At 41.8% G+C, this 23,144-nt stretch carries 21 protein-coding genes; 15 read left to right on the top strand and 6 right to left on the bottom strand.

The features are described 5' to 3' along the window. Positions 1-21: 21 nt before the first annotated feature. Both ACSSVW_RS15530 and ACSSVW_RS15535 read right to left on the bottom strand, forming a co-directional pair. On the bottom strand, positions 22-1,251 hold the full coding sequence (locus ACSSVW_RS15530; RefSeq protein ID WP_454179623.1) for a hypothetical protein: 1,230 nt from the start codon (positions 1,249-1,251) through the stop codon (positions 22-24). Positions 1,252-1,456: 205 nt separating this feature from the next. Then, positions 1,457-3,829, bottom strand: a complete 2,373-nt coding sequence (locus ACSSVW_RS15535; protein WP_454179624.1) for a diguanylate cyclase domain-containing protein — start codon at positions 3,827-3,829, stop codon at positions 1,457-1,459. Positions 3,830-4,008: 179 nt separating this feature from the next. Between ACSSVW_RS15535 and erpA the strand changes: the two genes are divergently transcribed. The 4 genes from erpA to ACSSVW_RS15555 all read left to right on the top strand — a co-directional run bounded on the left by erpA (position 4,009) and on the right by ACSSVW_RS15555 (position 9,368). Then, positions 4,009-4,347 carry an iron-sulfur cluster insertion protein ErpA gene (gene erpA / locus ACSSVW_RS15540; RefSeq protein WP_036966451.1) on the top strand — a complete coding sequence of 113 codons (339 nt, stop codon included), beginning with the start codon at positions 4,009-4,011 and terminating at the stop codon, positions 4,345-4,347. A 103-nt stretch (positions 4,348-4,450) separates the two neighbouring features. Then, positions 4,451-5,548, top strand: a complete 1,098-nt coding sequence (locus tag ACSSVW_RS15545; protein ID WP_454179626.1) for an efflux RND transporter periplasmic adaptor subunit — start codon at positions 4,451-4,453, stop codon at positions 5,546-5,548. A gap of 2 nt (positions 5,549-5,550) precedes the next feature. After that, positions 5,551-8,625 (top strand): efflux RND transporter permease subunit, encoded by a 3,075-nt coding sequence (locus ACSSVW_RS15550; protein ID WP_454179627.1) that lies wholly within the window; start codon positions 5,551-5,553, stop codon positions 8,623-8,625. Between the two features lie 503 nt (positions 8,626-9,128). Then, positions 9,129-9,368 carry a helix-turn-helix domain-containing protein gene (locus ACSSVW_RS15555; RefSeq protein WP_036966461.1) on the top strand — a complete coding sequence of 80 codons (240 nt, stop codon included), beginning with the start codon at positions 9,129-9,131 and terminating at the stop codon, positions 9,366-9,368. A 117-nt stretch (positions 9,369-9,485) separates the two neighbouring features. Here ACSSVW_RS15555 and ACSSVW_RS15560 read toward each other — a convergent pair whose 3' ends face one another. The 4 genes from ACSSVW_RS15560 to ACSSVW_RS15575 are packed head-to-tail and all read right to left on the bottom strand — an operon-like array spanning position 9,486 to position 13,224. After that, positions 9,486-10,865 carry an AmpG family muropeptide MFS transporter gene (locus tag ACSSVW_RS15560; RefSeq protein ID WP_454179629.1) on the bottom strand — a complete coding sequence of 460 codons (1,380 nt, stop codon included), beginning with the start codon at positions 10,863-10,865 and terminating at the stop codon, positions 9,486-9,488. Between the two features lie 40 nt (positions 10,866-10,905). Further along, positions 10,906-11,523, bottom strand: a complete 618-nt coding sequence (locus ACSSVW_RS15565) for a peptidylprolyl isomerase (protein ID WP_036966468.1) — start codon at positions 11,521-11,523, stop codon at positions 10,906-10,908. A 2-nt stretch (positions 11,524-11,525) separates the two neighbouring features. Further along, a complete protein-coding gene (locus tag ACSSVW_RS15570) occupies positions 11,526-12,077 on the bottom strand; it encodes a YajG family lipoprotein (protein ID WP_036966471.1) in 552 nt (183 codons plus the stop codon). Positions 12,078-12,090: 13 nt separating this feature from the next. Further along, a complete protein-coding gene (locus ACSSVW_RS15575) occupies positions 12,091-13,224 on the bottom strand; it encodes a methyltransferase (protein WP_074989066.1) in 1,134 nt (377 codons plus the stop codon). A 42-nt stretch (positions 13,225-13,266) separates the two neighbouring features. On the opposite strand from ACSSVW_RS15575, the gene ACSSVW_RS15580 reads away from it, so the two are divergent. From ACSSVW_RS15580 to nqrM, 11 genes are all read left to right on the top strand, one after another. Then, positions 13,267-13,854 (top strand): alpha-ketoglutarate-dependent dioxygenase AlkB family protein, encoded by a 588-nt coding sequence (locus ACSSVW_RS15580; protein ID WP_036966474.1) that lies wholly within the window; start codon positions 13,267-13,269, stop codon positions 13,852-13,854. Positions 13,855-13,925: 71 nt separating this feature from the next. Next, on the top strand, positions 13,926-14,237 hold the full coding sequence (locus ACSSVW_RS15585) for a BolA family protein (protein ID WP_074989043.1): 312 nt from the start codon (positions 13,926-13,928) through the stop codon (positions 14,235-14,237). 109 nt (positions 14,238-14,346) lie between these two features. Further along, complete coding sequence (gene fabV, locus ACSSVW_RS15590) at positions 14,347-15,540, top strand: enoyl-ACP reductase FabV (protein ID WP_065978656.1); 1,194 nt, start codon at positions 14,347-14,349, stop codon at positions 15,538-15,540. 349 nt (positions 15,541-15,889) lie between these two features. Next, on the top strand, positions 15,890-17,233 hold the full coding sequence (locus tag ACSSVW_RS15595) for a Na(+)-translocating NADH-quinone reductase subunit A (protein ID WP_036969071.1): 1,344 nt from the start codon (positions 15,890-15,892) through the stop codon (positions 17,231-17,233). Between the two features lie 4 nt (positions 17,234-17,237). After that, the gene (locus tag ACSSVW_RS15600; RefSeq protein ID WP_036966483.1) at positions 17,238-18,440 is read left to right on the top strand and encodes an NADH:ubiquinone reductase (Na(+)-transporting) subunit B; all 1,203 of its coding nucleotides are present in this window, start codon (positions 17,238-17,240) and stop codon (positions 18,438-18,440) included. Beyond that, on the top strand, positions 18,433-19,185 hold the full coding sequence (locus tag ACSSVW_RS15605) for a Na(+)-translocating NADH-quinone reductase subunit C (protein ID WP_036966485.1): 753 nt from the start codon (positions 18,433-18,435) through the stop codon (positions 19,183-19,185). The genes ACSSVW_RS15600 and ACSSVW_RS15605 overlap by 8 nt, the downstream gene beginning before the upstream one ends. Then, positions 19,185-19,817, top strand: coding sequence for an NADH:ubiquinone reductase (Na(+)-transporting) subunit D (locus ACSSVW_RS15610; RefSeq protein WP_036966488.1), 633 nt, complete (start codon positions 19,185-19,187; stop codon positions 19,815-19,817). Before ACSSVW_RS15605 ends, ACSSVW_RS15610 begins: the two co-directional genes overlap by 1 nt. A gap of 10 nt (positions 19,818-19,827) precedes the next feature. Continuing rightward, positions 19,828-20,436, top strand: coding sequence for an NADH:ubiquinone reductase (Na(+)-transporting) subunit E (gene nqrE / locus ACSSVW_RS15615; RefSeq protein WP_016708692.1), 609 nt, complete (start codon positions 19,828-19,830; stop codon positions 20,434-20,436). Between the two features lie 17 nt (positions 20,437-20,453). After that, the gene (gene nqrF / locus ACSSVW_RS15620) at positions 20,454-21,680 is read left to right on the top strand and encodes an NADH:ubiquinone reductase (Na(+)-transporting) subunit F (RefSeq protein ID WP_036966491.1); all 1,227 of its coding nucleotides are present in this window, start codon (positions 20,454-20,456) and stop codon (positions 21,678-21,680) included. 115 nt (positions 21,681-21,795) lie between these two features. Beyond that, complete coding sequence (locus ACSSVW_RS15625; protein ID WP_036966495.1) at positions 21,796-22,827, top strand: FAD:protein FMN transferase; 1,032 nt, start codon at positions 21,796-21,798, stop codon at positions 22,825-22,827. 78 nt (positions 22,828-22,905) lie between these two features. Continuing rightward, positions 22,906-23,118, top strand: a complete 213-nt coding sequence (nqrM, locus tag ACSSVW_RS15630; RefSeq protein WP_036966498.1) for a (Na+)-NQR maturation NqrM — start codon at positions 22,906-22,908, stop codon at positions 23,116-23,118. Positions 23,119-23,144 lie beyond the last annotated feature (26 nt).

The following is a 23,144-nucleotide window of genomic DNA, read 5'->3' on the forward strand; positions in this document are numbered from 1 at the left end:
GTTGGGATTTTATAAATTTATCTAGTTTTTGGGTAAATTTGACTGTTTTATGTTGTCTTTGTCTAGTTGCCTTTTTAATTCGGGTAGCCGTGCTTTAATTGCTTTTGAGAGTTCAGGTACCAGCGCTGCGTGTTTTTTATTTATCACGGTATTGACTGCTAACTGGCGTAATACGATTACGTGAAATTCTTTTTTTAAAGAGGCAAGTTCATTTTCAAGTGCGGGATACAGAATATAATTTATTCGTTTTTTTCTTAATAAATCAAGGCTGTGATTGAGCGCTTCGTTGTGCGTAATACGCGCTTTAATATCAAACTCACTTAAAAGCTCAGTATTGCCAGTGGTGCTGATAATATTCTTGCTAGGATCGTACAATATTTCTCGACTGCAAGGTAACGTTTGTCGGCATAATAATACAATGTTTATCACGCTGAGACTTGGCTCTACGACAACGACATTTTCAAACTCTTTAATAATACTTTTAGCTCTGACAACGTCTGCATCAATGATCCCCGCGTTGAGCAACAAAAGCCCTCTTCGTGCTGGGGTTGCTTGTATTTGGGTTTTAATGCCAATGTCATCATATATTTGACTAATGAACTCATTAAACGGTGAGATACTCGGTATGTCTATATAGGTTAATAGCAGCTTTTTTGGTTTTGTGTAGACCATCGTTTCGAGGTTATTGATGTTAAATAACGATTGTAAACGCGTGGCTTTTTCGCGGTTTTCAGGCGCATTACGAATGCCTATCACTAAAGGGGAATCGACAAACTGGCTAACAATATGGGGTTTAGACACATTTTGCTGCGTGGCAAAGTAGTTGAATACTTCAGGGGCTGCAATGGCAAAGTTTATTTGGTTTGTCTGAAGTAAGTGAAAAAGCTCTTCATCATTTGCGGCGCGAATAATACTGCTTTCGTAAGCTTGAATGACTTTTTCAACTTCATCAGGGTAAATATAAGCACCAACGATACCCACTTTACTTTTACTAAATAGTTGCTCAATGCTTTCAAAGTGTTGCACGCTACTTTGGCTGGTCATCACAGCAAGTTGTGAAGTTAAAATGGGGGATGAAGCAATAAACCCTGCTTGTATCTCAGAAAGCCACGCGGGATAGTAACCTAGATACCCCGGTTGCTCTGCTTTTTTTAGTGCATCTTGCCACGGTAAATATTCCACGCTTAGCGCTATCCCTTCTGCGGCAAGTGAGTCTCTTAATAAGGCGATTGCATCTCCGCCATTGGCCATTTTACTGCTCGCATAAGGCGGCCATTCTAACGAGATTATTTTCCATGTTTGTTGCTCATTAGCGCTCGTGAAAGCAGCATGAAATATGCAAAGCAAAAATAGAATGACGGATAAATAGGGTGCGCGCATGGAAAATATTTTTTATTAATCGTTTAATAAGTATACGCAAAAAAACATGTTGCAGACATTTTATCTTTTTAATTATTCATTTGTACTGGGGTATGCTTTCATGGCTACTGCGTTTTTGTTTATACATGCGCTCATCGGCTTTATGAAGTAGTTCATCAAGTGATTTAGCATCATCAGGATAGATGGCATAGCCAACGCTCGTGGCAATATTTAAATAGCCAACTTCAGAGGCGATAGGAGCCGAAATAGCATTGATAAACCGCGTAAGTGCCCGTTTCACTTGGCTAAGGTTTTCGATATCGGTTATGACAACAACAAACTCATCGCCACCAATACGCGCGACACAATCTGTTTTACGAGCCGTATCTTGTAATCGTTTGGCTACTTCAATAAGAACAAAGTCACCCATTAAATGGCCGTGGGTATCATTAATAGGTTTAAACTTATCTAAGTCAAAGTATAAACATCCCACCTTTGCCCCGGTGCGTTCACTGCGATCAAATTCGTGTTTTATGAACTTACTAAGAGCATTTCGATTAGCAAGGCCTGTTAAATGATCTGTTTGTGCTAACTGCCTTATTTTCTTCTCTGCCATGACCCGTTTAGTAATGTCAAAGTTAACTCCAATCATACGGTTGCCATAAATACGTCCATCGGCATTTAGGTAACGAGTTTGCCCAGAGGGTAATACTATTTGAAATTCAGCATGAAACTCTTCGTTGTTTAATAGAGCAAGCTTGAGTTTATTGGTAACTCGCTCATATTCATCAGGGTGCAGAGTATTAGCCCATGTTGCGTAATCGCCTTTAAACTGTGACTTGGGTATTTCGAACAGGGTATGCATCCAGTCATCCCAAATTAATTCGTTGGTTTCAAAGTTCCACTCCCAAATACCAATGTGCGCTGCATCGGCAGCCATCGACATGCGTTGATGCAAGTTTTCAAGTTCTGTTTTGGCTTGTTTTAGCTCTGTAACGTCTTCTGATACATCGAGTAAATATCGTGCTTTTCCATTACTGTCTTTAATAGCCAGTTTACGAGTACGTAAGTAATGTGTTTTACCGTCAACCGTTACTGGCTTTTCATCTAATGTGATTATTCCGTCTTTATTAAGCACGTCTCGGTCTGTTTGGGCAAAGTTTGCGGCTTCGTCATTACTAAAAATATCAAAATCATTCAGACCTATTAATTGCTCTTTACGTCTGCCAAGCAGTTCTTCGCCAGCTTTATTTACATGGCTAAAACTTAAATGCTCAGCTTCTTTTACAAACAGCATGATGGGCAAGTTATCAAAAATGGTTTGTGTGAATGCTTCCTGATTTTGGATGTCACTTAAATCTTTAATCGTGGCGACATAGGGGCCTTCTTCTTGTTTGCCTATCGAGCTGATTGTGAGTGTGATGGGAAATAACTGCTTATTTGCTCTTTGTCCTTTTAACAGTCGACTTTTACTTTTTTTTGCGTTTGGTATGTTAAGTTGAGAGCCGTTAAATATATCGCTGAGTTCAGCTGATTTTTCAGGGATAAGAAGGTGAATATGTTTACCAATTAAATCATCGGGCCGGTAGCCAAATACAGGTAACACAGCTGGATTCGCAAATTCTATAATTCCCGTGCTATTAAAGCTGATAACGACATCTTGAACAGTGTTAAGCACGGCTTTGAGTTTGGCGGATAATAAACTTCGGGCTCTTAATTCAACAATCCCCAGCACAAAAAGGCTCAGCGCCAATAAAACAGTCATCACAAGTTGTGCAAGGGTGGAGTTGTCGTGTGTGTTTATATATACGGTGTGCTCTGTTTCAAATACAGACATCGAAATCATACCAATATAATGCATGCCCGATATAGCACTGCCCATTATAATTGCGCCAAGCAGATTAATGCGGGTGTGATGAATGCCTCGAGATTGTCTCAAATCGTTAATTTTTAACGCAATACCCGAAAGAACAATGGCAACCAAAATAGACAAAGAGAATAACCAAGGCTCATAAGCCATATGAGCTGGCATCATCATGGCCATCATGCCAACAAAATGCATACAGCCGATCCCAGCCCCCATTAAAATACTTCTGAATATGAGTCTTCGGCCGTGGCTAAGTGCCGGTGACAATACAATGTAGCTTGCAAATACACTGGGTAGTACCGAGAGTAAAGTAATGGTGGTGTTGTATTCAATGGCAATGGGGAGGGTATAAGCCAGCATACCAACAAAGTGCATGCCCCAAATGCCAATCCCTAAAAAGCAGGAAGCCAGTATTGTCCATATTAAGCTTTCGTTTTTTAAGTGTGAGCTTTTAATGCGACTAGATAGTAAAAAAGACACATACGATGCGAACACCGCAGTAAGTATCGAGGCAAAAACCAATAAACCATCATAGCTTGCGGGGATAATCGGTGCGCTATCTATATTGGCATTAATAAAATGGAGCCTTAAATGATCTATCACTATGATGATCCCTCATCGTTAAACTTTGCTTAATTCAAAAGTAGTACAAATAAACATTAGCTCAATGCTAATGGGTTGGCCAATTCGGTCTCGTAAAATATGATGACTTTGTGGCGATACTTGATTAAAACACTCGGGTATTAGATAATCGTCATATCATAGGTTTTGAGGGTTTTGGTATGTCAGATGAGTTGCCAATAAAGTTCAGCGATGCAGCAGCTGTTCGTGTTAAACAGTTAATCGAAGAAGAAGAGAATCCAGATCTAAAATTACGTGTTTATGTAACAGGTGGTGGTTGTTCGGGTTTCCAATATGGTTTTACTTTTGATGAAAAAGCCAACCCTGGCGATTTAGAAATTGTAAAAAACGGGGTGACCTTAGTTGTTGATCCAATGAGTATTCAATACCTTGTTGATGGTACAGTGGATTACACTGAAGGCCTTGAGGGAGCACGCTTTTTTGTCAACAACCCCAACGCAACAACAACCTGCGGTTGCGGCGCTAGCTTCAGCGTTTAAAAAATAATTTGAAAAAAGCCACTTGATGTGGCTTTTTTATTGCTTACACTTCCTAATTATCCCAGCCTAACTATACTTACGCATCATTAGAAGGAATTTTGCGTTGCTAAATCTAAGAACAGCACTCGAAAAGAAACCTTATATTTTAGCTATTTTTATTGTACTTGTGATTGTACTTTGGATGCTTTCTGGCATGACTGAGTCACCGGAAGTCGATGATGAAAATAATCACCAAGTTACAAATTCAGACCGAATTGCCAAAGTACAGGTGGTGCGGTTAACCGCACAAAATATAAATAAAAACCTTACTTTTTATGGTAAATCAGAGCCAGATAAAACCGCCAATATTAGTGCCAGACAAGCAGGCCAAGTAACTGAAATTTTGGTTGAAGAGGGGCAGTTTGTAAAACAAAATGAGATTATCTTACGGCTTGATAAATCAGATTTAAAAGCTCAAATAACCTCGGCCAAAGCGCTGGTTTCTCAATATGAAACTGAATATGAAGGCGCATTAAAACTGAATCAGCAAGGGCTGCAAAATAAAGTACAAACGATGCGTGCTCAAGCATTATTGCAACAAGCTAAAGCGGCGCTTGCGAGTTTAGAGCTGATGTATCAGCGCACAGATATTCGAGCGGCATTTGATGGTGTGATCAACAAACGCTTAGTGCAAATCGGTGATTATGTTGGTATTGGAGACCCAATTCTGCAATTGGTTGACCTAGACCCTCTGATAGTGAGAGCCGATGCGACACAAAAAGAAATTCAAGGTTTACAGGTCGGTCAAGCCACGTTTGCCCATGTTCTTAATGATAAAACCTACCCAGGAAAAATTCGTTACATCGCCTCCGTCGCAGATGAAAGCACAAATACATTCAGAGTGGAGGCTGCATTTGCGAACCCAGGTATGCACTACAAAGCCGGGTTTTCGACACAATTAAATATCGAGTTACCCGCAGAACCTGCCATGCTTTTAAGCCCTGCTTTTATGGCATTGGATGAGCAAGGCAATATCGGGGTAAAAATAGTCAATGATGATAATAGGGTAGAATTTAAATCGGTAAATTTAGCAAAAACTACCGAAGAAGGTGTGTGGTTGTGGGGCCTAGGTGAGCAAGCAAATGTGATAACTTTAGGGCAGGGCTTTGTCAGAGCAGGAGATAAAGTTGAGCCAGTATTTGCTGAGGTAGCGAGCAAGTAAGTATGAAAAACTTAATTGAGGCGTCGTTAACTCATACCCGCACGGTATTATCTATTTTTATTCTATTGTTGATATCGGGATGGGTGACTTATCAAACCATTCCAAAAGAAGCCAATCCAGATGTCACCATTCCTTTTATATATGTTTCGATTATTCATGATGGCATTTCGCCAGAAGATGCCGAGCGTCTGCTTGTAAGGCCTATGGAGATAGAGCTTCGCTCAATCGAAGGGGTCAAAGAGATGACAGCCGTGGCAAGCGAAGGCCATGCTTCGGTCACACTGGAGTTTCTTGCCGGTATGGACCCTAAAGAAGCGTTGGCAGATGTACGCGATAAAGTGAGTTTGGCAAAAGCGAAGTTACCCTCTGAATCAGAAGAGCCAGAAGTACATGAAATACTGATGGAAGATCAGCAACCAACCATTACTTTAACGTTGTCAGGTAATTCGTCAGAGCGAGGGTTACTCACATTAGCGCGAAACCTTAAAGATGAGCTTGAAAGTATTTCTAGTGTCCTTGAGGTCGATGTCGGTGGTGACCGAGAAGACATGGTTGAAATTGAAGTTGACCCATTAGCCATGATTTCATATGGGCTAGAACCAAGCGATATCATTCAACTGCTGTCGAATAATAACCGTTTGGTCGCAGCAGGAACCCTCGATACAGGCAAAGGTCGCTTTGCGGTAAAAATACCGTCGGTTTTCGAAACGATTCAAGATGTAATGGAACAACCTGTCAAAGTCGTGGGTGACCGCGTTGTGCGTTTTATGGATGTCGCAAAAATTCGCAGAGCCTATAAAGATCCAACCTCAATAGCGCGGATTAATGGTCAACAGGCTGTTTCGTTAGAAGTTAAAAAGCGCGCAGGTGAAAATATTATTGATACCGTTGAGCAGGTTAAACATGTGGTTAATGAAGCTCAAAAGCGTTGGCCTGAGCATGTTCGTGTGGACTACACCGGTGATATGTCGAAAGACGTTAAAATGATGCTGTCAGATTTGCAAAACAACGTGCTTTCGGCCGTTTTGCTGGTGGTGATTGTTATTGTGGCTGTACTAGGTGCTCGTACCGCTTTTTTAGTTGGCATTGCTATCCCCGGTTCATTCCTCACCGGGATTTTGGTCATCTCCATGTTTGGCTTAACGGTAAATATTGTGGTGCTATTTGCACTTATTATGGCCGTGGGGATGCTGGTTGATGGTGCGATTGTGGTTAGTGAGTTTGCTGATCGGGAAATGAGTGAAGGAAAACCTCGCAAAATAGCCTACCGTCATGCAGCCGAGCGAATGGCTTGGCCTATTATCGCGTCAACAGCCACAACCTTAGCTGCATTTGCGCCATTGATTTTCTGGCCGGGAATGATGGGCGAGTTTATGAAATACTTACCAATTACATTAATTGCTACGTTATCGGCATCACTGTTAATGGCCCTTGTATTTGTTCCTACTATTGGCGGCTTAATTGGTAAAACGAGGCCATTATCTGCACAGCAAAAACTTGACTTGGCACTGGCTGAGTCGGGCGATTTAACGCAAATAAAAGGGTTGCTTGGGCGTTATATCCGAATGCTTGACTTTGCTACGCAGCGACCGTGGTGGAGCTTAACTGCTGCGATTATATTCTCTGTTTTGGTGTTTTTTACTTTTGCCGTATCAAAATTAGGGGTTGAGTTTTTCCCCGATGTTGAACCTAATGGCGTCAATATTAAGGTGCGTTCGTACAGCGATTTATCTATTTATGAAAAAGATGTGATCATGAAAGAGATAGAATCAAGGATCTTAGAAGTCCCAGGTATAAAAACCTTGTATGCAAGGACAGGGGGCAAAGATCAGGTGGGGACGTTCAGAATGAATCTTAAAGAGTGGGATGAACGACCGCCAGCCGAGAATATTATTAGCCAAGTAACGGAAATAACAGCCGGTTTCGCAGGTGTTGAAATTGAACTACGCAAGGATGAAAACGGGCCCGGTGGCGGCAAAGCACTGAGTATTGAGCTAAGTTCAAAGTTTGTAGACGTATTAAATAGCGAAGCAAAAAGAGTGCGGCAAGCGATTGAAGATGACGGGGCGTTTCGTAATGTAGACGATACAGCGTCTAAGCCGGGGATTGAGTGGCAGCTTAAGCTCAATCGCTCAGATGCAGCGCGTTTTGGTGCCGATGCAAGTATGTTAGGTGCGAATGTGCAGCTTATTACAAATGGCTTGAAGCTCGGCGAGTACCGACCAGATGATGTCGATGATGAAATTGATATTCGAGTTCGTTTTCCTCACGATAAACGAGATTTAGGCCGCTTAGAAACGTTACGTGTCAAAACCATACACGGACAAGTGCCGATTAGTCATTTTGTTGAGCGCCAAGCCGCTCCTAAAGTTGATACAATTCGCCGTGTTGATTCACAGCGTGTGGTTACCGTTAATGCCGACATGAAGCCAGGTGAGCAGCTTGCCAAAGCGCTGCCACGCTTACAGGCGCAATTAGAAGAGCAAGGTCTCGACCCGCGAGTAAAAATTAAAGTGCGGGGTGAAACTGAAGATCAAGATGAGTCAGAGCTTTTTCTTGAGCAAGCATTTGTAGTTGCCTTGTTCGTGATGGGGATTATTTTAGTTACTCAGTTTAATAGTTTCTATCAGGCATTTTTAATTTTAAGTGCCGTGTTATTCTCAACTGTTGGTGTATTCCTAGGTTTAATTGTACTTCAACAGCCCTTTGGTATTGTTATGTCGGGTATTGGCGTAATTTCACTGGCAGGGATTGTCGTTAATAATAATATTGTGCTGATTGACACTTATAACGTGTTGCGTCAGCAGGGCTTGGCTGCAAAAGATGCAATCCTCAGAACAGGGGCACAGCGTTTACGGCCCGTACTGCTTACTACCGTTACGACAATTCTTGGCTTAATGCCGATGGTGCTACAGGTCAACATTGACTTATTTAATCGCCAAATCGACTTTGGGGCACCTTCTACGCAGTGGTGGGTGCAATTAGCAACGGCCGTAGCGGGCGGGTTAACATTTGCAACAGTTTTAACGCTGGTGTTAACACCCTGCTTGCTTATGCTACGAGATCGCGCGCGCTAGTTAATAGAAAGTGACCCTAGTGTTGGGTCACTTTAATCATTAGTAAGAAAAAGCCTAAAACCACTCCAGATATGATCAAAATATAGACGAACCCTTTTTTGCCTTGCTTAATTGGTACACGATTTTGTTTTAAAAAAAGGTACCACGCTACACAGAGTACAATTGGCAACAAAAATAATATACGAAACATTTCCTAGCCTTTTTCAGTATTTACATACACTTTAAGCATAAGTATGCAATTTTTAAAGTTATATTTTCAATTTTACAAGGTTCCAATTGATCGATTTTTTGGTACAGTTAAGCAACTAATAATAGAGCTTGTGCTTTAATTTTAGCTTAAACTTAGACTTGTTCACAAAAACGGTCTATACCTAAAAAATGGACATTTGTATAATTAACCGTTCACAGAAAAAGTTATTAGTATATAATGTGTCCAAGAGTGAGACGGGCAAAATTTCGCTCTAAATTTATTAACTTGAATCATCTAGTAGGAGATGTATTTTATGATGGGTAAAACAGTTTCTTCTGAAGAAAATTCAAAATTAACAAAATGGTTAAAAACTAAACGCCATGAGAAAGGCCATACAATGCGCAGCCTAGCACAGGTTTTAGGTACGCCGCATTCGTTCATTGGTAAAATTGAAAACCAAGAACGTCGTTTAGATGTAATCGAATTTATGCGCTATTGTGATGCGCTAGAAGTGGACCCATACGAAGGTCTTAACTTACTTAAAGAAGCTTAATTATTCATTACACGCAGGCAGCCCTTAGCGTGCGTGGTAATGCAAATAGTGCATGGATGCACTATTTAAGACCCCTCTAAATACTGGTTACATTTAATCACATGCGTTCTTATTTTGTTAATTGCTCTTATGATAGTTGCTTTCTAATGCATAAAGTTTGTGGCGTATTAAGAATAAAAATACCAGCGACGGAATAACCATAACGGCAGTAAGCACAAAAAACAGTGCCCAATTCCCTGATAACCAGTCATCAATCACCACACCACTGTAGCTTGAGAGTAGAGTTCGGCCTAAATTTCCTAATGAGGCAAGCAAGGCGTAGTGCGTTGCACTGAAGGCTCGGTCACAGAGCATTGATATAAACGCCACCATGGCAACGAGTGACCAAGCTTGTGTAAAGCCATCAACAATAATAGCAAACGCGTATAGGCTTAATTTAGGGCCTGCCACGGCAATCCACGCAAAGGCTAGGTTAGAAGCAGCCATTGCAATACCACTGATAAATAAGCCTTTTACAATGCCGTAGCGCTGATTGAATAGACTACCTACGAAAGTAAAAGCGATAGTAAGAAAAGCGGTACCCACTTTTGAGAAGGTAGCGATGTCGCTATTACTAAAACCGATCTCTTTGTAAAACACGATAGACATGCGCCCTAAAAATGCTTCCCCTATTTTAAATAAGAAGATAAACGCTAGTAGCGCGAGCGCGGTTTTTACCCCGTTGCGTGCAAAGAAGGTTCTAAATGGATCAAAAACGGTTACCGCTAACCATGCAAGTACTTTGGCAAATCGCGTTTGCTGTCCCCCAGCGAGTTTTTGCTGGTAGGTGTGCTCAAGTTCAGCTTGGACAACTTCACGGTTTGATTCAGGCTCTTTTGCCCAAAACACACTGCTCATTAATAGCAGCATGACAACGGATAAGAAAAAATAAACTTGGGGCCAGTCAATGGATGGAATATCTGCCATATAAAAGGGCAGGGCACCTAATAGTGCGTAGCCACTCCACCAACCTGATGTCGCCATAGCGGCGGCTGCGGTCGCTTTATGGCTTTCATTCTCGCTTAACGTATCAATACGAAACGCATCAATGGCTATATCTTGAGTGGCAGAGGCAATGGCGATAACTAAACACAGTGCAGCAGCAAACCAAAGGTTCGCTTTGATATCTAGTCCTGCCAGTGAAAAGGTGCCTATAAAAATCACTGACTGACAAAGCAAAATCCAGCCGCGACGCTGGCCAAGCCATTTAAATAATACTGGCAACTTTACGCGGTCGACCAACGGAGACCATAAAAAGTTAATACTGTATGCACCAAACACAATGCCAAATAAGCCAATCATGCTGCGGCTTAACCCTTCATCTTTCAGCCATGCTGACATCACCGAGCCAATCAGTACCCAAGGAAAGCCACTGCTAATGCCGAAGATAAAAATATTGATCAGACGTTTGTCTTTGAAGTACGAAAAGTACTCTGAAATTGAAAGGGTTTTTGTCATAGTGTTGCCGTGTTTGTGGGGGCGCCAAGCCCCCTAATTATTATTGATTAGCTTCGAGTACTTTTACATTTAAAATAACGACAGGGGTTTTAGGCACAAAGCTGTAACCTATTTTTTCATTGAATGCAGTTTCAACACGCATGATCTTGTCTAAGGTCTCATAACCATCCATAACCATACCAAACACAGCAAATCCCCAATCACGGCCCGGATTTAAGTGATCGTTGTCATCCATGTTAAAGAAGAATTGACGTGTACCTGAGTGCGGTTTGCGGTCTTGATAGGCCATGGCGATACTGTACATGTCATTTTTTAGACCGTTACCGCTCTCGTTGAAGATAGGGTCGTTTTCGTGCAGACCGTCGTAGTCTTTATCGTAACCTCCCCCTTGAATTACAAAGTCGCGTTCATTATCTTCATCACGTTCAACGCGATGAAACACGCTTCCTTGATAGCTGCCGTCGGCCACATAAGTTAAGAAGTTATTGACCGTTATAGGGGCGCGAGAGCGGTCCATTTCAACAACAATACTTCCCAACGTGGTCACTATTTCGACCCGTGGAAACATGTTGTCTTTTTGAATAAATTTACCTTCAGTTGCCGCGAATGAACTGTGAGCAAATAATAAAATAAAACTAAGTAATAAAATGCGCTTCATAGTTAACCTTCTAAATAGGCGATTAATTCTGGGTCAGATACAATGCGGGTAATTAATTGTTCAGTCAACTTATTCAGCTGACTCTCAATTTTGGCTCGGTCATGGCTTAGAGGGCCTTCAAGGTTCGCATTGCCATGGTAGACTTTACTGAAGCTACTGTCGTTTCTGATAACTCGCACACCAAACTCGATGCTTGCGGCGCTGGTGTGAGTCATCATTTTTTCAGTGACCACTGCTTGTAATTTATGGATATCAATTTCGAAACGCGTGGTGGCAAGATTAGAAATACTGACTCCATTGCGGCTCAAAGCGCTATCAAGTGCACTTTTAACAGAGTCGGTAATACCTGGGCTTGCAAGCGTTTTGGTTTTATCTGATTCAATAATTTTTAACGTCACATTGTCACCACGTAAATCAATGACACTGGTGCTCACATTACTATTAATTTGAGTGATTTTACCGCTTTGATATACGGGGTTTAAAATTAACTGATTTGGTTGATTGCTGCACGCAGCCAGCAAAAGCACCGCACATAAAGGAAGTATTTTTCTCATTTATATTGCTCCATTAATTATTTTTAATCGCACTAAGCACGACAAACTTTTTATTAGAACCTAATAACTTACAGTTGCCGAACATACGCTTTAATTTTTCATGATAGTCTAAATGACGATTACCAATTATTCTTAACTCGCCGCCAGGTTTAAGCGTCTGTTTAGCTTGTTTAAACATCTGCCAAGCAATGTGGTCTGTGACAGCTTGCGCCTGATGAAAAGGTGGGTTGCATAACACCAGGTCAACACTATTCGCTGCAAAATCGGTTAAGCAGTCGTTTTGCACAAACTCACAGTGTGCTAATTGTTCGGGTAAATTAGTTTCAACATTGAGTCGTGCTGACTCAACCGCCATATACGATTCATCAACAAACGTAAGCTGTGCTTTAGGGCAACGTTTTAAAGCCATTAAACCCACCACACCATTGCCACAACCTAAATCGATGATACTGCGCGCTTTACTGGTTTGTGGTAAATAGTTAAAGAAAAAGCGGGCGCCGATATCTAATGAATCGCGCGAGAAAACATTTGCGTGATTTTGAATTTCAAATTCGCTGCCCTCCAGTGGCCAGCTAACCGGAAATGCAGCGTGTTTATCTAATCCACTTGTTTTACTTATGACTAAGCGTGATTTTTTTACGGCTAAGCTGGTTGTTGTTTCACCGATAAACTGGCTAAACGCTTTTATTGTCGAGTTATGAATCTCTTTAGTTTTTCCCGCGGCTATTACATCAATACCAGCAGGTAATGCTGCACTAATCGCTGCTAATTGATGTTGCAAATAGCCTAAATTTCGTGGCACTTTTAAGATCACTAAATCAACGTGGTTTGGTAAACTCTCAAGTGAGTTTAAGCGCGTTAACGAATCCGCTTTTAACTCATTGGCGTTTAAATTATAAAGGGTGGCCTGATGGGCAATATACGAATCATTAACTGAATAAACGGTTAACTGGTTAAATGCACATGCCAATGCCCCAAAGCTGTCATTGAGAATAAGGACAGAATTTGCGTGTGAATGGTGTTCATGTACATAATCAATTAGGTACTCATCAGCAGAGTCCCAGGCCTGGAGGCTACGATTTTTTTGATCTAAAGGAAAACGTTCAAGGGTATAGGTGCTATCACCGAGCTGTGCTTGGGTGGTCATCATGTTTTTACGATAAGTATTTAAGTATAGGTAAATTCTAACATGCAACAGCCAAACGCCAACCCTAATCATCTACCAAATGGCTTTTCTTATCAGGCCCAAGCTCTTAGTGCCCAAAAAAGTCTCGACTTATTTTATTACTTAGAGCAAAACCTACATTGGCAACAGCCCGAAATTACGGTGTATGGCAAACGTCATGTTATCCCACGCTTGCAATGTTTTATTGCTGATGAAAACGTTAATTACGCTTACTCAGGATCAAAATTGATTGTTGAACCTTGGCCTGATGTGCTGGATGCTATGCGAAAACGTTTAACGGCGCAGTTACAGATACCTTTTAATGCTTTATTGGTTAATTTGTATCGAGATGGCCACGACTGTATGGGGTGGCACAGTGATGATGAACCCGAACTTGGCAAGCAACCGACGATTGCGTCTATTTCGCTGGGGGCTGAGCGTGTGTTCAAAATAAAACATAAACACACCAATGAGCAACAGAGTATCGTGCTACAAAGTGGCAGTTGCTTAGTAATGAATGGCACAAGCCAACGGGATTATCTGCATAGTTTACCTAAGCAGCAAAAGCTTAAGCACCCTCGAATTAACCTGACCTTTAGATCAATAATGTAAAATCATTGGAAAAATGAACCATCCCCTTGATATAGTAACGCCCAATTATTTTGCTAAAAGGTTTATGACAGATGTCAATGCAACAACAAATTGAGCAAAAGCTCGCCGCGGGTATTCAGTGCAAGCACCTGAATGTTGTTAATGAAAGTCATATGCATAGTCGCGGCACTGATTCACATTTTAAAGTGATTGTAGTGAGTGAAGAGTTCGCAGGTAAGCGCTTACTAGCCCGTCATCGTCAAATAAATGAGTTACTAAAAGATGAGCTTGCTAATCATATTCATGCTTTAGCGATACACACGTTTACGCCTGATGAATTTGCACAACATCAAGGGCAAGCGCCTGAATCACCTGCGTGTATGGGCGGTTCTAAGTTTGATTAATTGGATGGTGTGATCAGTTATATATTTTATATGACTGATCAGACCTGTATTTTTACTATTAGCCTTTAAACTAGCGCTAATTTTTATTGTGATAGATATAGGATGATCAATGGTCATTAAGCCTAAAATTCGTGGATTTATCTGCACTAACGCGCATCCAGTAGGGTGTGCTGAGCACGTACAAGAACAAATTAATTATGTGAAAGCGCAAGGACCACTAAGCAATGCACCTAAAAATGTATTAGTCATTGGTGCGTCAACAGGTTACGGCCTAGCATCACGTATTACGGCTGCATTTGGTGGCGGCGCAAACACCTTAGGTATCTTCTTCGAAAAAGAAGGGGCAGAACGTAAAACAGGGTCTGCTGGCTGGTACAACACCGCTGCATTCCAAGCCGCTGCGGAAGAAGCTGGTCTGTGGTCTAAAAACATCAATGGCGATGCGTTTTCAAATGAAATCAAGCAAAAAGCAATTGAGACTATCAAAGCAGACTTAGGTAAAGTTGATTTAGTTATCTACAGCTTAGCGTCACCACGTCGTACAGACCCAAATACGGGTGAGACATATTCGTCTACATTAAAGCCAATCGGTTCAGATATCACGACTAAAAACTTAAATACGTCTAAGCGTGTGATTGATGAAGTAACGGTTGAAGCGGCAAGCCAAGAAGACATCGACAATACAATTAAAGTAATGGGCGGTGAAGATTGGGAAATGTGGATTGATGCATTAAAAGAAGCCGATGTACTTGCTGATAACTTCAAAACAACAGCGTATACCTATATTGGTAAAGAGTTAACGTGGCCAATTTACGGCCATGCGACAATTGGTAAAGCAAAAGAAGACCTTGACCGTGCAACGCAAGCGATTAAAGAGTCAACAAAAGACTTAAATGGCGAAGCGTATGTGTCTTCTTTAAATGCTGTGGTAACGCAGGCAAGCTCGGCAATTCCAATTATGCCACTTTATATCTCTGCATTATTTAAAGTAATGAAAGCAGACGGTACGTACGAAGGCACCATTGAGCAAATTCACGCGCTATTTACTGAAAACCTTTACGGCGACACGCCTCGTTTTGATGACGGTGGTCATTTATTCCAAAACTACAAAGAGTTGGAAGACGATGTGCAAGCACGTGTACAACATGTTTGGGATACCGTTGATACAGAAACGATTGACGAATTAACCGATTACGTGGGTTACCATAATGAGTTTTTACGTTTATTCGGTTTTGGTATCGACAGCGTTGATTACGAGCAAGATGTGAATCCTGTTGTTGAAATTTCTCAGTTGATCGATTAATCGATAAAAAACGTTAAATTTATAAAAGTCGCTTTTTTAAGCGACTTTTTTGTTTTTTCTCTAAAATAAAACGGCATCAATAGCACTTTGGTCTATATTGAATTTTATTCAAATGGATTTTGTAGTCTAAATAATCACATCAGTCGTATAAATTTAATATTTGCTCTCGCATAGTCACCCTGATTGATGTTAAAATTCGGGCAATATATGTGAGGAGTTTACTGCGTTGCTTGTTTGGGGTGTTAAACAAGCTGTTCTTAGATACTAAGAATTTGACTTGAGCATATCAAAGAGCGACGTAGTTGGTACGATTTTTCAGTTTCTTTCCGTTAATGTAATGCAAGTGCGTATGATCAACATAAAAAAAGGTCTGGATTTACCGATAGAGGGCGCACCTCAGCAAGTTATTCATGATGGCTCTGCCGTCAAACGTGTAGCTGTGCTAGGTGAAGAATATATTGGTATGCGTCCAACCATGCATGTCCGCGTGGATGACCAAGTCAAAAAAGGCCAGGTACTTTTTGAAGACAAAAAGAACCCAGGCGTATTATTTACTGCACCAGCTTCTGGGGTAGTTAAAGAAATTAATCGTGGTGCTAAACGTGTGCTGCAATCTGTTGTTATTGAAGTTAATGGCAGTGAGCAAATCACCTTTGACTCTTTCAAGGCCGACGAGCTTTCGAGCTTAGACCGTGAAAAAGTGAAAGAAGTACTTGTTCAGTCAGGCCAATGGACAGCACTTCGTGCTCGCCCATTCAGCAGAATAGCTGCGTTGGATGCAAATCCTAGCTCTATTTTTGTAACGGCTATCGACACTAACCCGTTAGCTGCAGATCCTGCAGTTATTATTGCTGAGAATTCTGCAGCATTTGAAGCGGGTTTAGCGGTGGTATCTCGTTTAACTGACGGCAAAGTATTTGTTTGTAAACACGCTGGTAGCCAAGTGCCTAGTTCATCAATCCCTCAAGTAGAAGTACATGAGTTTGGTGGCAAACACCCGGCAGGCCTAGTGGGTACACACATTCATCACTTAGACCCAGTTTCTGCTAGCAAGCAGGTTTGGCACTTAGGTTACCAAGACGTTATTGCCTTTGGTAATTTATTCCTAACAGGTGAAATCTTCACAGATCGTGTTGTTTCGCTTGCAGGTCCTCGTGTTAAAAACCCACGCTTAGTGAAAACTCAGTTAGGTGCTTCTTTAGATGATTTAGTCGCTGGTGAATTAGAAGACGGTGATAACCGTGTTATTTCTGGTTCTGTTTTATCAGGTTCTATTTCACAAGGTCCACATGCGTTCTTAGGTCGTTACCATGTTCAAGTATCTGTATTACTTGAAGGTCGCGAAAAAGAATTGTTTGGTTGGATTGCGCCAGGTTCTGACAAGTTCTCAGTAACACGTACCTTCTTATCTCACCTAACGCCAAGCCGTCTATTCAACATGACGACTTCGACAGGTGGTTCTAAGCGTGCCATGGTTCCAATTGGTAGCTATGAGCGTGTTATGCCTTTAGACATCTTACCTACATTATTGCTACGTGACTTAATCGCACGTGACCTTGATAGTGCTATAACGTTAGGTGCTCTAGAGCTTGATGAAGAAGATTTAGCGTTATGTACCTTCGTTTGTCCAGGTAAATACGAGTACGGTTCAATCCTACGCGATTGCTTGACTACGATCGAGAAGGAAGGCTAGAGAGATGGGTTTAAAGAAATTTCTAGAAGATATTGAGCCGCATTTTGAACCGGGTGGTAAACACGAAAAATGGTATGCGCTTTACGAAGCTGCAGCGACTATTTTTTACACGCCTGGTTACGTAAATAAAGGCAAAACACACGTTCGCGATAACATCGACCTAAAACGTATGATGATTTTAGTGTGGATGGCGACGTTCCCTGCTATGTTCTTTGGTATGTTCAACATCGGTCATCAGGCCGCAGGTGCGCTTGCACAAGGTTTTGAACTAGCAAACTCGTGGCAAGTTGGTCTGTTCCAATTGTTTGGCGGTGAATTATCTGCTGAATCAGGTTGGGGCGCAAAAATGTTTTACGGTGCCTGCTTCTTCCTACCAATCTACGCGACAACATTTATTGTCGGTGGTTTCTGGGAAGTATTATTTGCTTCAGTGCGTAAGCACGAAGTAAATGAAGGTTTCTTCGTAACGTCTGTATTATTTGCACTAATCCTGCCTGCAACGATTCCACTATGGCAAGTTGCGCTAGGTATTACGTTTGGTGTTGTAATCGCTAAAGAGATCTTTGGTGGTACAGGTCGTAACTTCCTAAACCCTGCGCTTGCTGGTCGTGCGTTCTTATTCTTCGCATACCCTGCACAAATTTCAGGTGACACAGTATGGACAGCAGTAGATTCATTCTCTGGTGCAACTATGCTAGGTCAGGCAGTTGTTGGCTCACTTGATTACAGCAACATGGAACTATGGTGGAATGCATTCTACGGTTTCATTCAAGGTTCTGTTGGTGAAACATCAACACTTGCACTATTAATCGGTGGTTTATTCCTGATTTATGTGCGTATCGCTTCATGGCGTATCGTGCTAGGTGTTTTCCTAGGTATGGTTGCAACGTCATTCTTACTAAACACGGTTGGTTCTGAAACGAACGCTGTATTTGCTATGCCTTGGCACTGGCACTTAGTATTGGGTGGTTTTGCATTTGGTATGTTCTTCATGGCAACAGACCCAGTATCTGCATCATTCACAGACAAAGGTAAGTTCGCTTACGGTGCGTTAATCGGCTTTATGGTTGTAATGATCCGTGTTGTTAACCCGGCATTCCCAGAAGGTATGATGCTAGCAATCTTATTTGCTAACTTATTTGCGCCATTATTCGATCACTTTGTAGTGCAAGCTAATATCAAGCGGAGGTTGGCACGTAATGTCTAGTAATAACGAATCAATCGGCAAAACGCTAACCGTTGTTGTTGCACTATGTTTAGTGTGTGCAATCATCGTATCGTTTGCTTCAGTTCAGCTTCGTCCTTTACAGCAAGCTAACAAAACACAAGATATTCAGCGTAATATCTTAGCGGCTGCAGACATTGAAGTTTCGGGTACTGTTTCAGATACCTTCAACTCAAAAATTGAAGCACGCGTAGTAGATATGAGCACAGGTGAGTTTGTTGAAGGTGTTGATCCTAACTCATTTGATTTCGAGAAATCTAAATTCGACCAAGCGCGTAGCTTTGCGTTGAAAGCAGAAGGAATTAAAGACATCGCGGGTATCCAGCGTATGACGAAAAATTCACCTGTTTATATCTCGAAAAAAGCAGATGGTTCTACAGATGCAATCATTCTTCCAATCCAAGGTTACGGCCTTTGGGGTGTAATGTATGGCTTCTTAGCGCTTGAGAGCGATGGTGAAACTGTTAAGAACATCAATTTCTTCAAGCACAATGAAACGCCTGGTCTTGGTGGTGAGATTCAAAACCCACAATGGACTGCTAAATGGCAAGGTAAAGAGTTACCAATCAATATCATGAAGAGCGGTGCGAGCAATGAACATCAAATCGATGGTCTTTCAGGTGCAACGTTAACGTCAAACGGTGTTGATCATACAGTTGACTTCTGGACTGGCGAGCATGGCTTTGGTCCATTCCTTGCGAAAGTACGTGAAGGAGCGTTGAAATAATGGCTGATACTAAAGAAATGAAGTCGGTCCTATTTGGCCCGGTATTCGCAAATAACCCAATCGCACTTCAAGTACTTGGTATTTGTTCTGCGCTAGCGGTTACATCAAGCTTAAAAAATGCACTAATCATGTCAATCGCATTGACACTTGTAACTGCGTTTTCTAGCTTCTTTATCTCATGTATTCGTAACCAGATCCCATCATCTGTACGTATTATCGTGCAAATGACGATCATTGCGTCACTGGTAATCGTTGTTGACCAAGTTTTACAGGCATTCTCTTACGCAACTGCAAAAGAGCTATCTGTATTCGTTGGTCTAATCATTACTAACTGTATCGTAATGGGTCGTGCGGAAGCATACGCAATGAAATCACCACCACTGATGTCTTTCTTAGACGGTATCGGTAATGGTTTAGGCTACTCAGTCGTGCTATTAACGGTTGGTTTCATCCGTGAGTTATTCGGTAAAGGTTCACTATTCGGTGTTGATATTATCCCACTTGTACAAAATGGTGGCTGGTATCAACCAATGGGTCTATTGATTTTACCACCGAGTGCATTCTTCATTATTGGTTTATTCATTTGGGTACTTCGTACCGTTAAGAAAGACCAAGTAGAAGCAAAAGCGTAAGGGGCGAGCAGTGGAACATTATATTAGTTTATTTGTAAAAGCGGTTTTCATTGAAAACTTAGCTTTAGCCTTCTTCCTAGGTATGTGTACTTTCCTTGCAGTATCAAAGAAAGTAACTACATCAATCGGCCTAGGTGTGGCAGTTATCGTGGTATTGGGTATTTCAGTGCCAGTAAATAACTTGGTTTACCACGCTGTTCTTGCACCGGGTGCATTAGAGTGGCTTGGCTACCCAGAAGCAGACCTTAGCTTCTTACGTTTCTTGACATTTATCGGTGTTATTGCAGCACTTGTACAAATTCTTGAAATGGCATTAGATAAGTTCTTCCCTGCACTATACAACGCGTTAGGTATCTTCTTACCTTTGATCACAGTTAACTGTGCGATCTTCGGTGCGGTATCTTTCATGGTTGAGCGTAACTATAACTTCGGCGAGTCTGTTGTTTATGGTATCGGTTCAGGTGTGGGCTGGGCACTAGCAATTACATTACTTGCTGGTATCCGTGAAAAAATGAAGTACTCAGACGTTCCTGATGGCTTACGTGGTTTAGGTATTACCTTCATCACTGTTGGTCTTATGGGTCTTGGCTTTATGTCATTCTCTGGTATTTCACTTTAAGGTAGCGAGGATAAATCATGAATGAGATTTTCTTAGGTGTTGGTGTTTTCATCGCTATCGTTGTACTACTAGTTTTAGTCATCATTGGTGCTAAATCTAAGTTAGTTGCAAGCGGCGATATCATCATCGGTATTAATGGCGACCCAGAAAAAGCTATTAAAACATCTGCAGGTAGCAAGCTATTAGGCGCGCTGTCTGATTCAGGTATTTTCGTATCATCTGCATGTGGTGGCGGTGGCTCATGTGGCCAGTGTCGTGTACACATTAAAGAAGGTGGCGGCGATATCTTACCAACAGAACTTGATCACATCTCTAAAGGTGAAGCTCGTGAAGGCTGCCGTTTAGCGTGTCAGGTTAATGTTAAAAACGACATGGAAATTGAACTTGAAGAGTCAATTTTCGGTGTTAAGAAGTGGGATTGTGAAGTTATCTCAAACGATAACAAAGCAACGTTTATCAAGGAACTTAAGTTACAAATTCCTGATGGCGAATCAGTTCCGTTCCGTGCCGGTGGTTATATTCAAATCGAAGCCCCTGCGCACCACGTTAAATACGCTGACTTCGATATTCCTGAAGAATATCGTGGCGACTGGAACCACTTTGGTTTCTTCGATCTGGAGTCTAAGGTAGACGACGAAACAATTCGTGCTTACTCAATGGCTAACTACCCAGAAGAAGAAGGCATTATTATGCTTAACGTGCGTATCGCTACGCCGCCGCCAAGAGACCTAAGCCTTCCATGTGGTAAAATGTCGTCGTACATTTGGTCACTTAAAGCAGGCGATAAGGTTACTATTTCTGGTCCATTCGGTGAATTCTTCGCGAAAGACACTGATGCAGAAATGGTATTCGTAGGTGGTGGTGCAGGTATGGCACCAATGCGTTCACATATCTTTGACCAACTTAAGCGCTTAAAATCTAAGCGTAAGATGAGCTTCTGGTATGGTGCGCGTTCTAAGCGTGAAATGTTCTATGTTGAAGATTTCGACGGCTTAGCAGCAGAAAATGATAACTTTGTATGGCATACAGCACTGTCTGATCCACAACCAGAAGATAACTGGGAAGGTTACACAGGCTTCATCCATAACGTACTTTATGAAAACTACTTGAAAGATCATGAAGCGCCAGAAGATTGTGAGTTCTACATGTGTGGTCCTCCAATGATGAATGCAGCTGTTATCAACATGCTTAAAGACTTAGGTGTAGAAGACGAAAACATCTTATTAGATGACTTCGGTGGCTAACACCCATACACAAAACAATTAGTTTTGGTTAGAATACAAGCCTCGTAGCACACCGTGTTACGAGGCTTTTTTATTTCTATACCACTGTCGATTGGTATCCAAAAGGTGAGTTGCTATGAATAAAGTGTTTTATCGCCAAGGCTTTGTGGCCTTTTTCCTACTAACTGTTACTTTACTCATGGCTGGTTGCAGCCAAGCAGATAAAGCCCAAGAGCTCTATCTTGAAGGTAAGACCATGGGAACGACATACCACATTAAAGTATTTGCTGAACCTTCTAAGCTAGAAGGGATTGATTTGCACCCTGAAATTAAGCAAGTGTTGAAAGAGGTTAATCAATCGATGTCGACGTATATACCAGACTCAGAAATTAATCAATTTAATCGCTTGCCTGCAGGGCAGGTTATGCCCATCAGTGATGATTTTCGTCAGGTCGTTGCGGAGTCTATTCGTTTGGGTGAATCTACAAAAACCCTTGATGTGACGATGGGTCCACTAATTGATTTATGGGGCTTTGGTCCAGATAAAAAACCGACTAAACGCCCAAGCGATGAAGCGCTGGCTGATATGGTCGCGAAAATTGGTGTTGATAAGCTTCAGTTAAGCGATGCTGGTCTTCTGAAGACGGTGGATGGCTTAGAATTATCATTTTCAGCAACAGCAAAAGGCTACGGTATTGATAAGGTTGCGCAAGTAATTGAAAGCCATGGCTTAGAAAATTATATGGTCGAAATTGGCGGCGAGCTTCGTGTGTCAGGTATCAAGCCAGATAATATCACCTGGAAAATCGCTATCGAACAACCCGACGCTGAGCCGGGTGTGCGCAAAGTACATAAAGTGATTGAGCCGGGCACGAATGGCATTGCAACGTCGGGTGATTATCGCATTTTCTACGAGATGGATGGGGTAACCTATAGCCACTTAATCGACCCTGTGACGGGTATGCCAAGCCGCCATGATTTGGTGTCTGTTACCGTATTGCACCCTTCGGCAATGACGGCTGATGGTTTAGCAACAGCACTGACGGTAATGGGAATGGAGCGGGCACAAAAATACGCTGAACAACATGACCTGCCAGTGTATTTAATTGCTAAGTCAGACAATGGCTTGGTCACTTATTCTAGCCCTGCCTTTAAACCATATTTGTAGCAGAGCAAGAAGCAGTTTATAATACGTGCAGCCCAGTCGACTGGGCTTGATTTAATTGCTGACGATAGGGGCAAAGCAATGTCACTTTTTCTTCTTACTTTTGGTCTACTTATTTTAATTGTGGCAGCGATGGCTGTGGGCATGATTGTGCAAAAGAAATCAATGGCCAGTAGCTGCGGTGGCTTAGGTGCCGTGGGTATCGATAAAGCCTGTGACTGTGATGATCCATGTGACAAGCGTAAAAAGCGCATGGCAAAAGAACAAGCGTGGAAAGAGAATCAAATTCTGTAACCACACAAAAAAGCGCCTAAGGGGCG

It is taken from the genome of Pseudoalteromonas sp. MBR-15 (assembly GCF_053628915.1).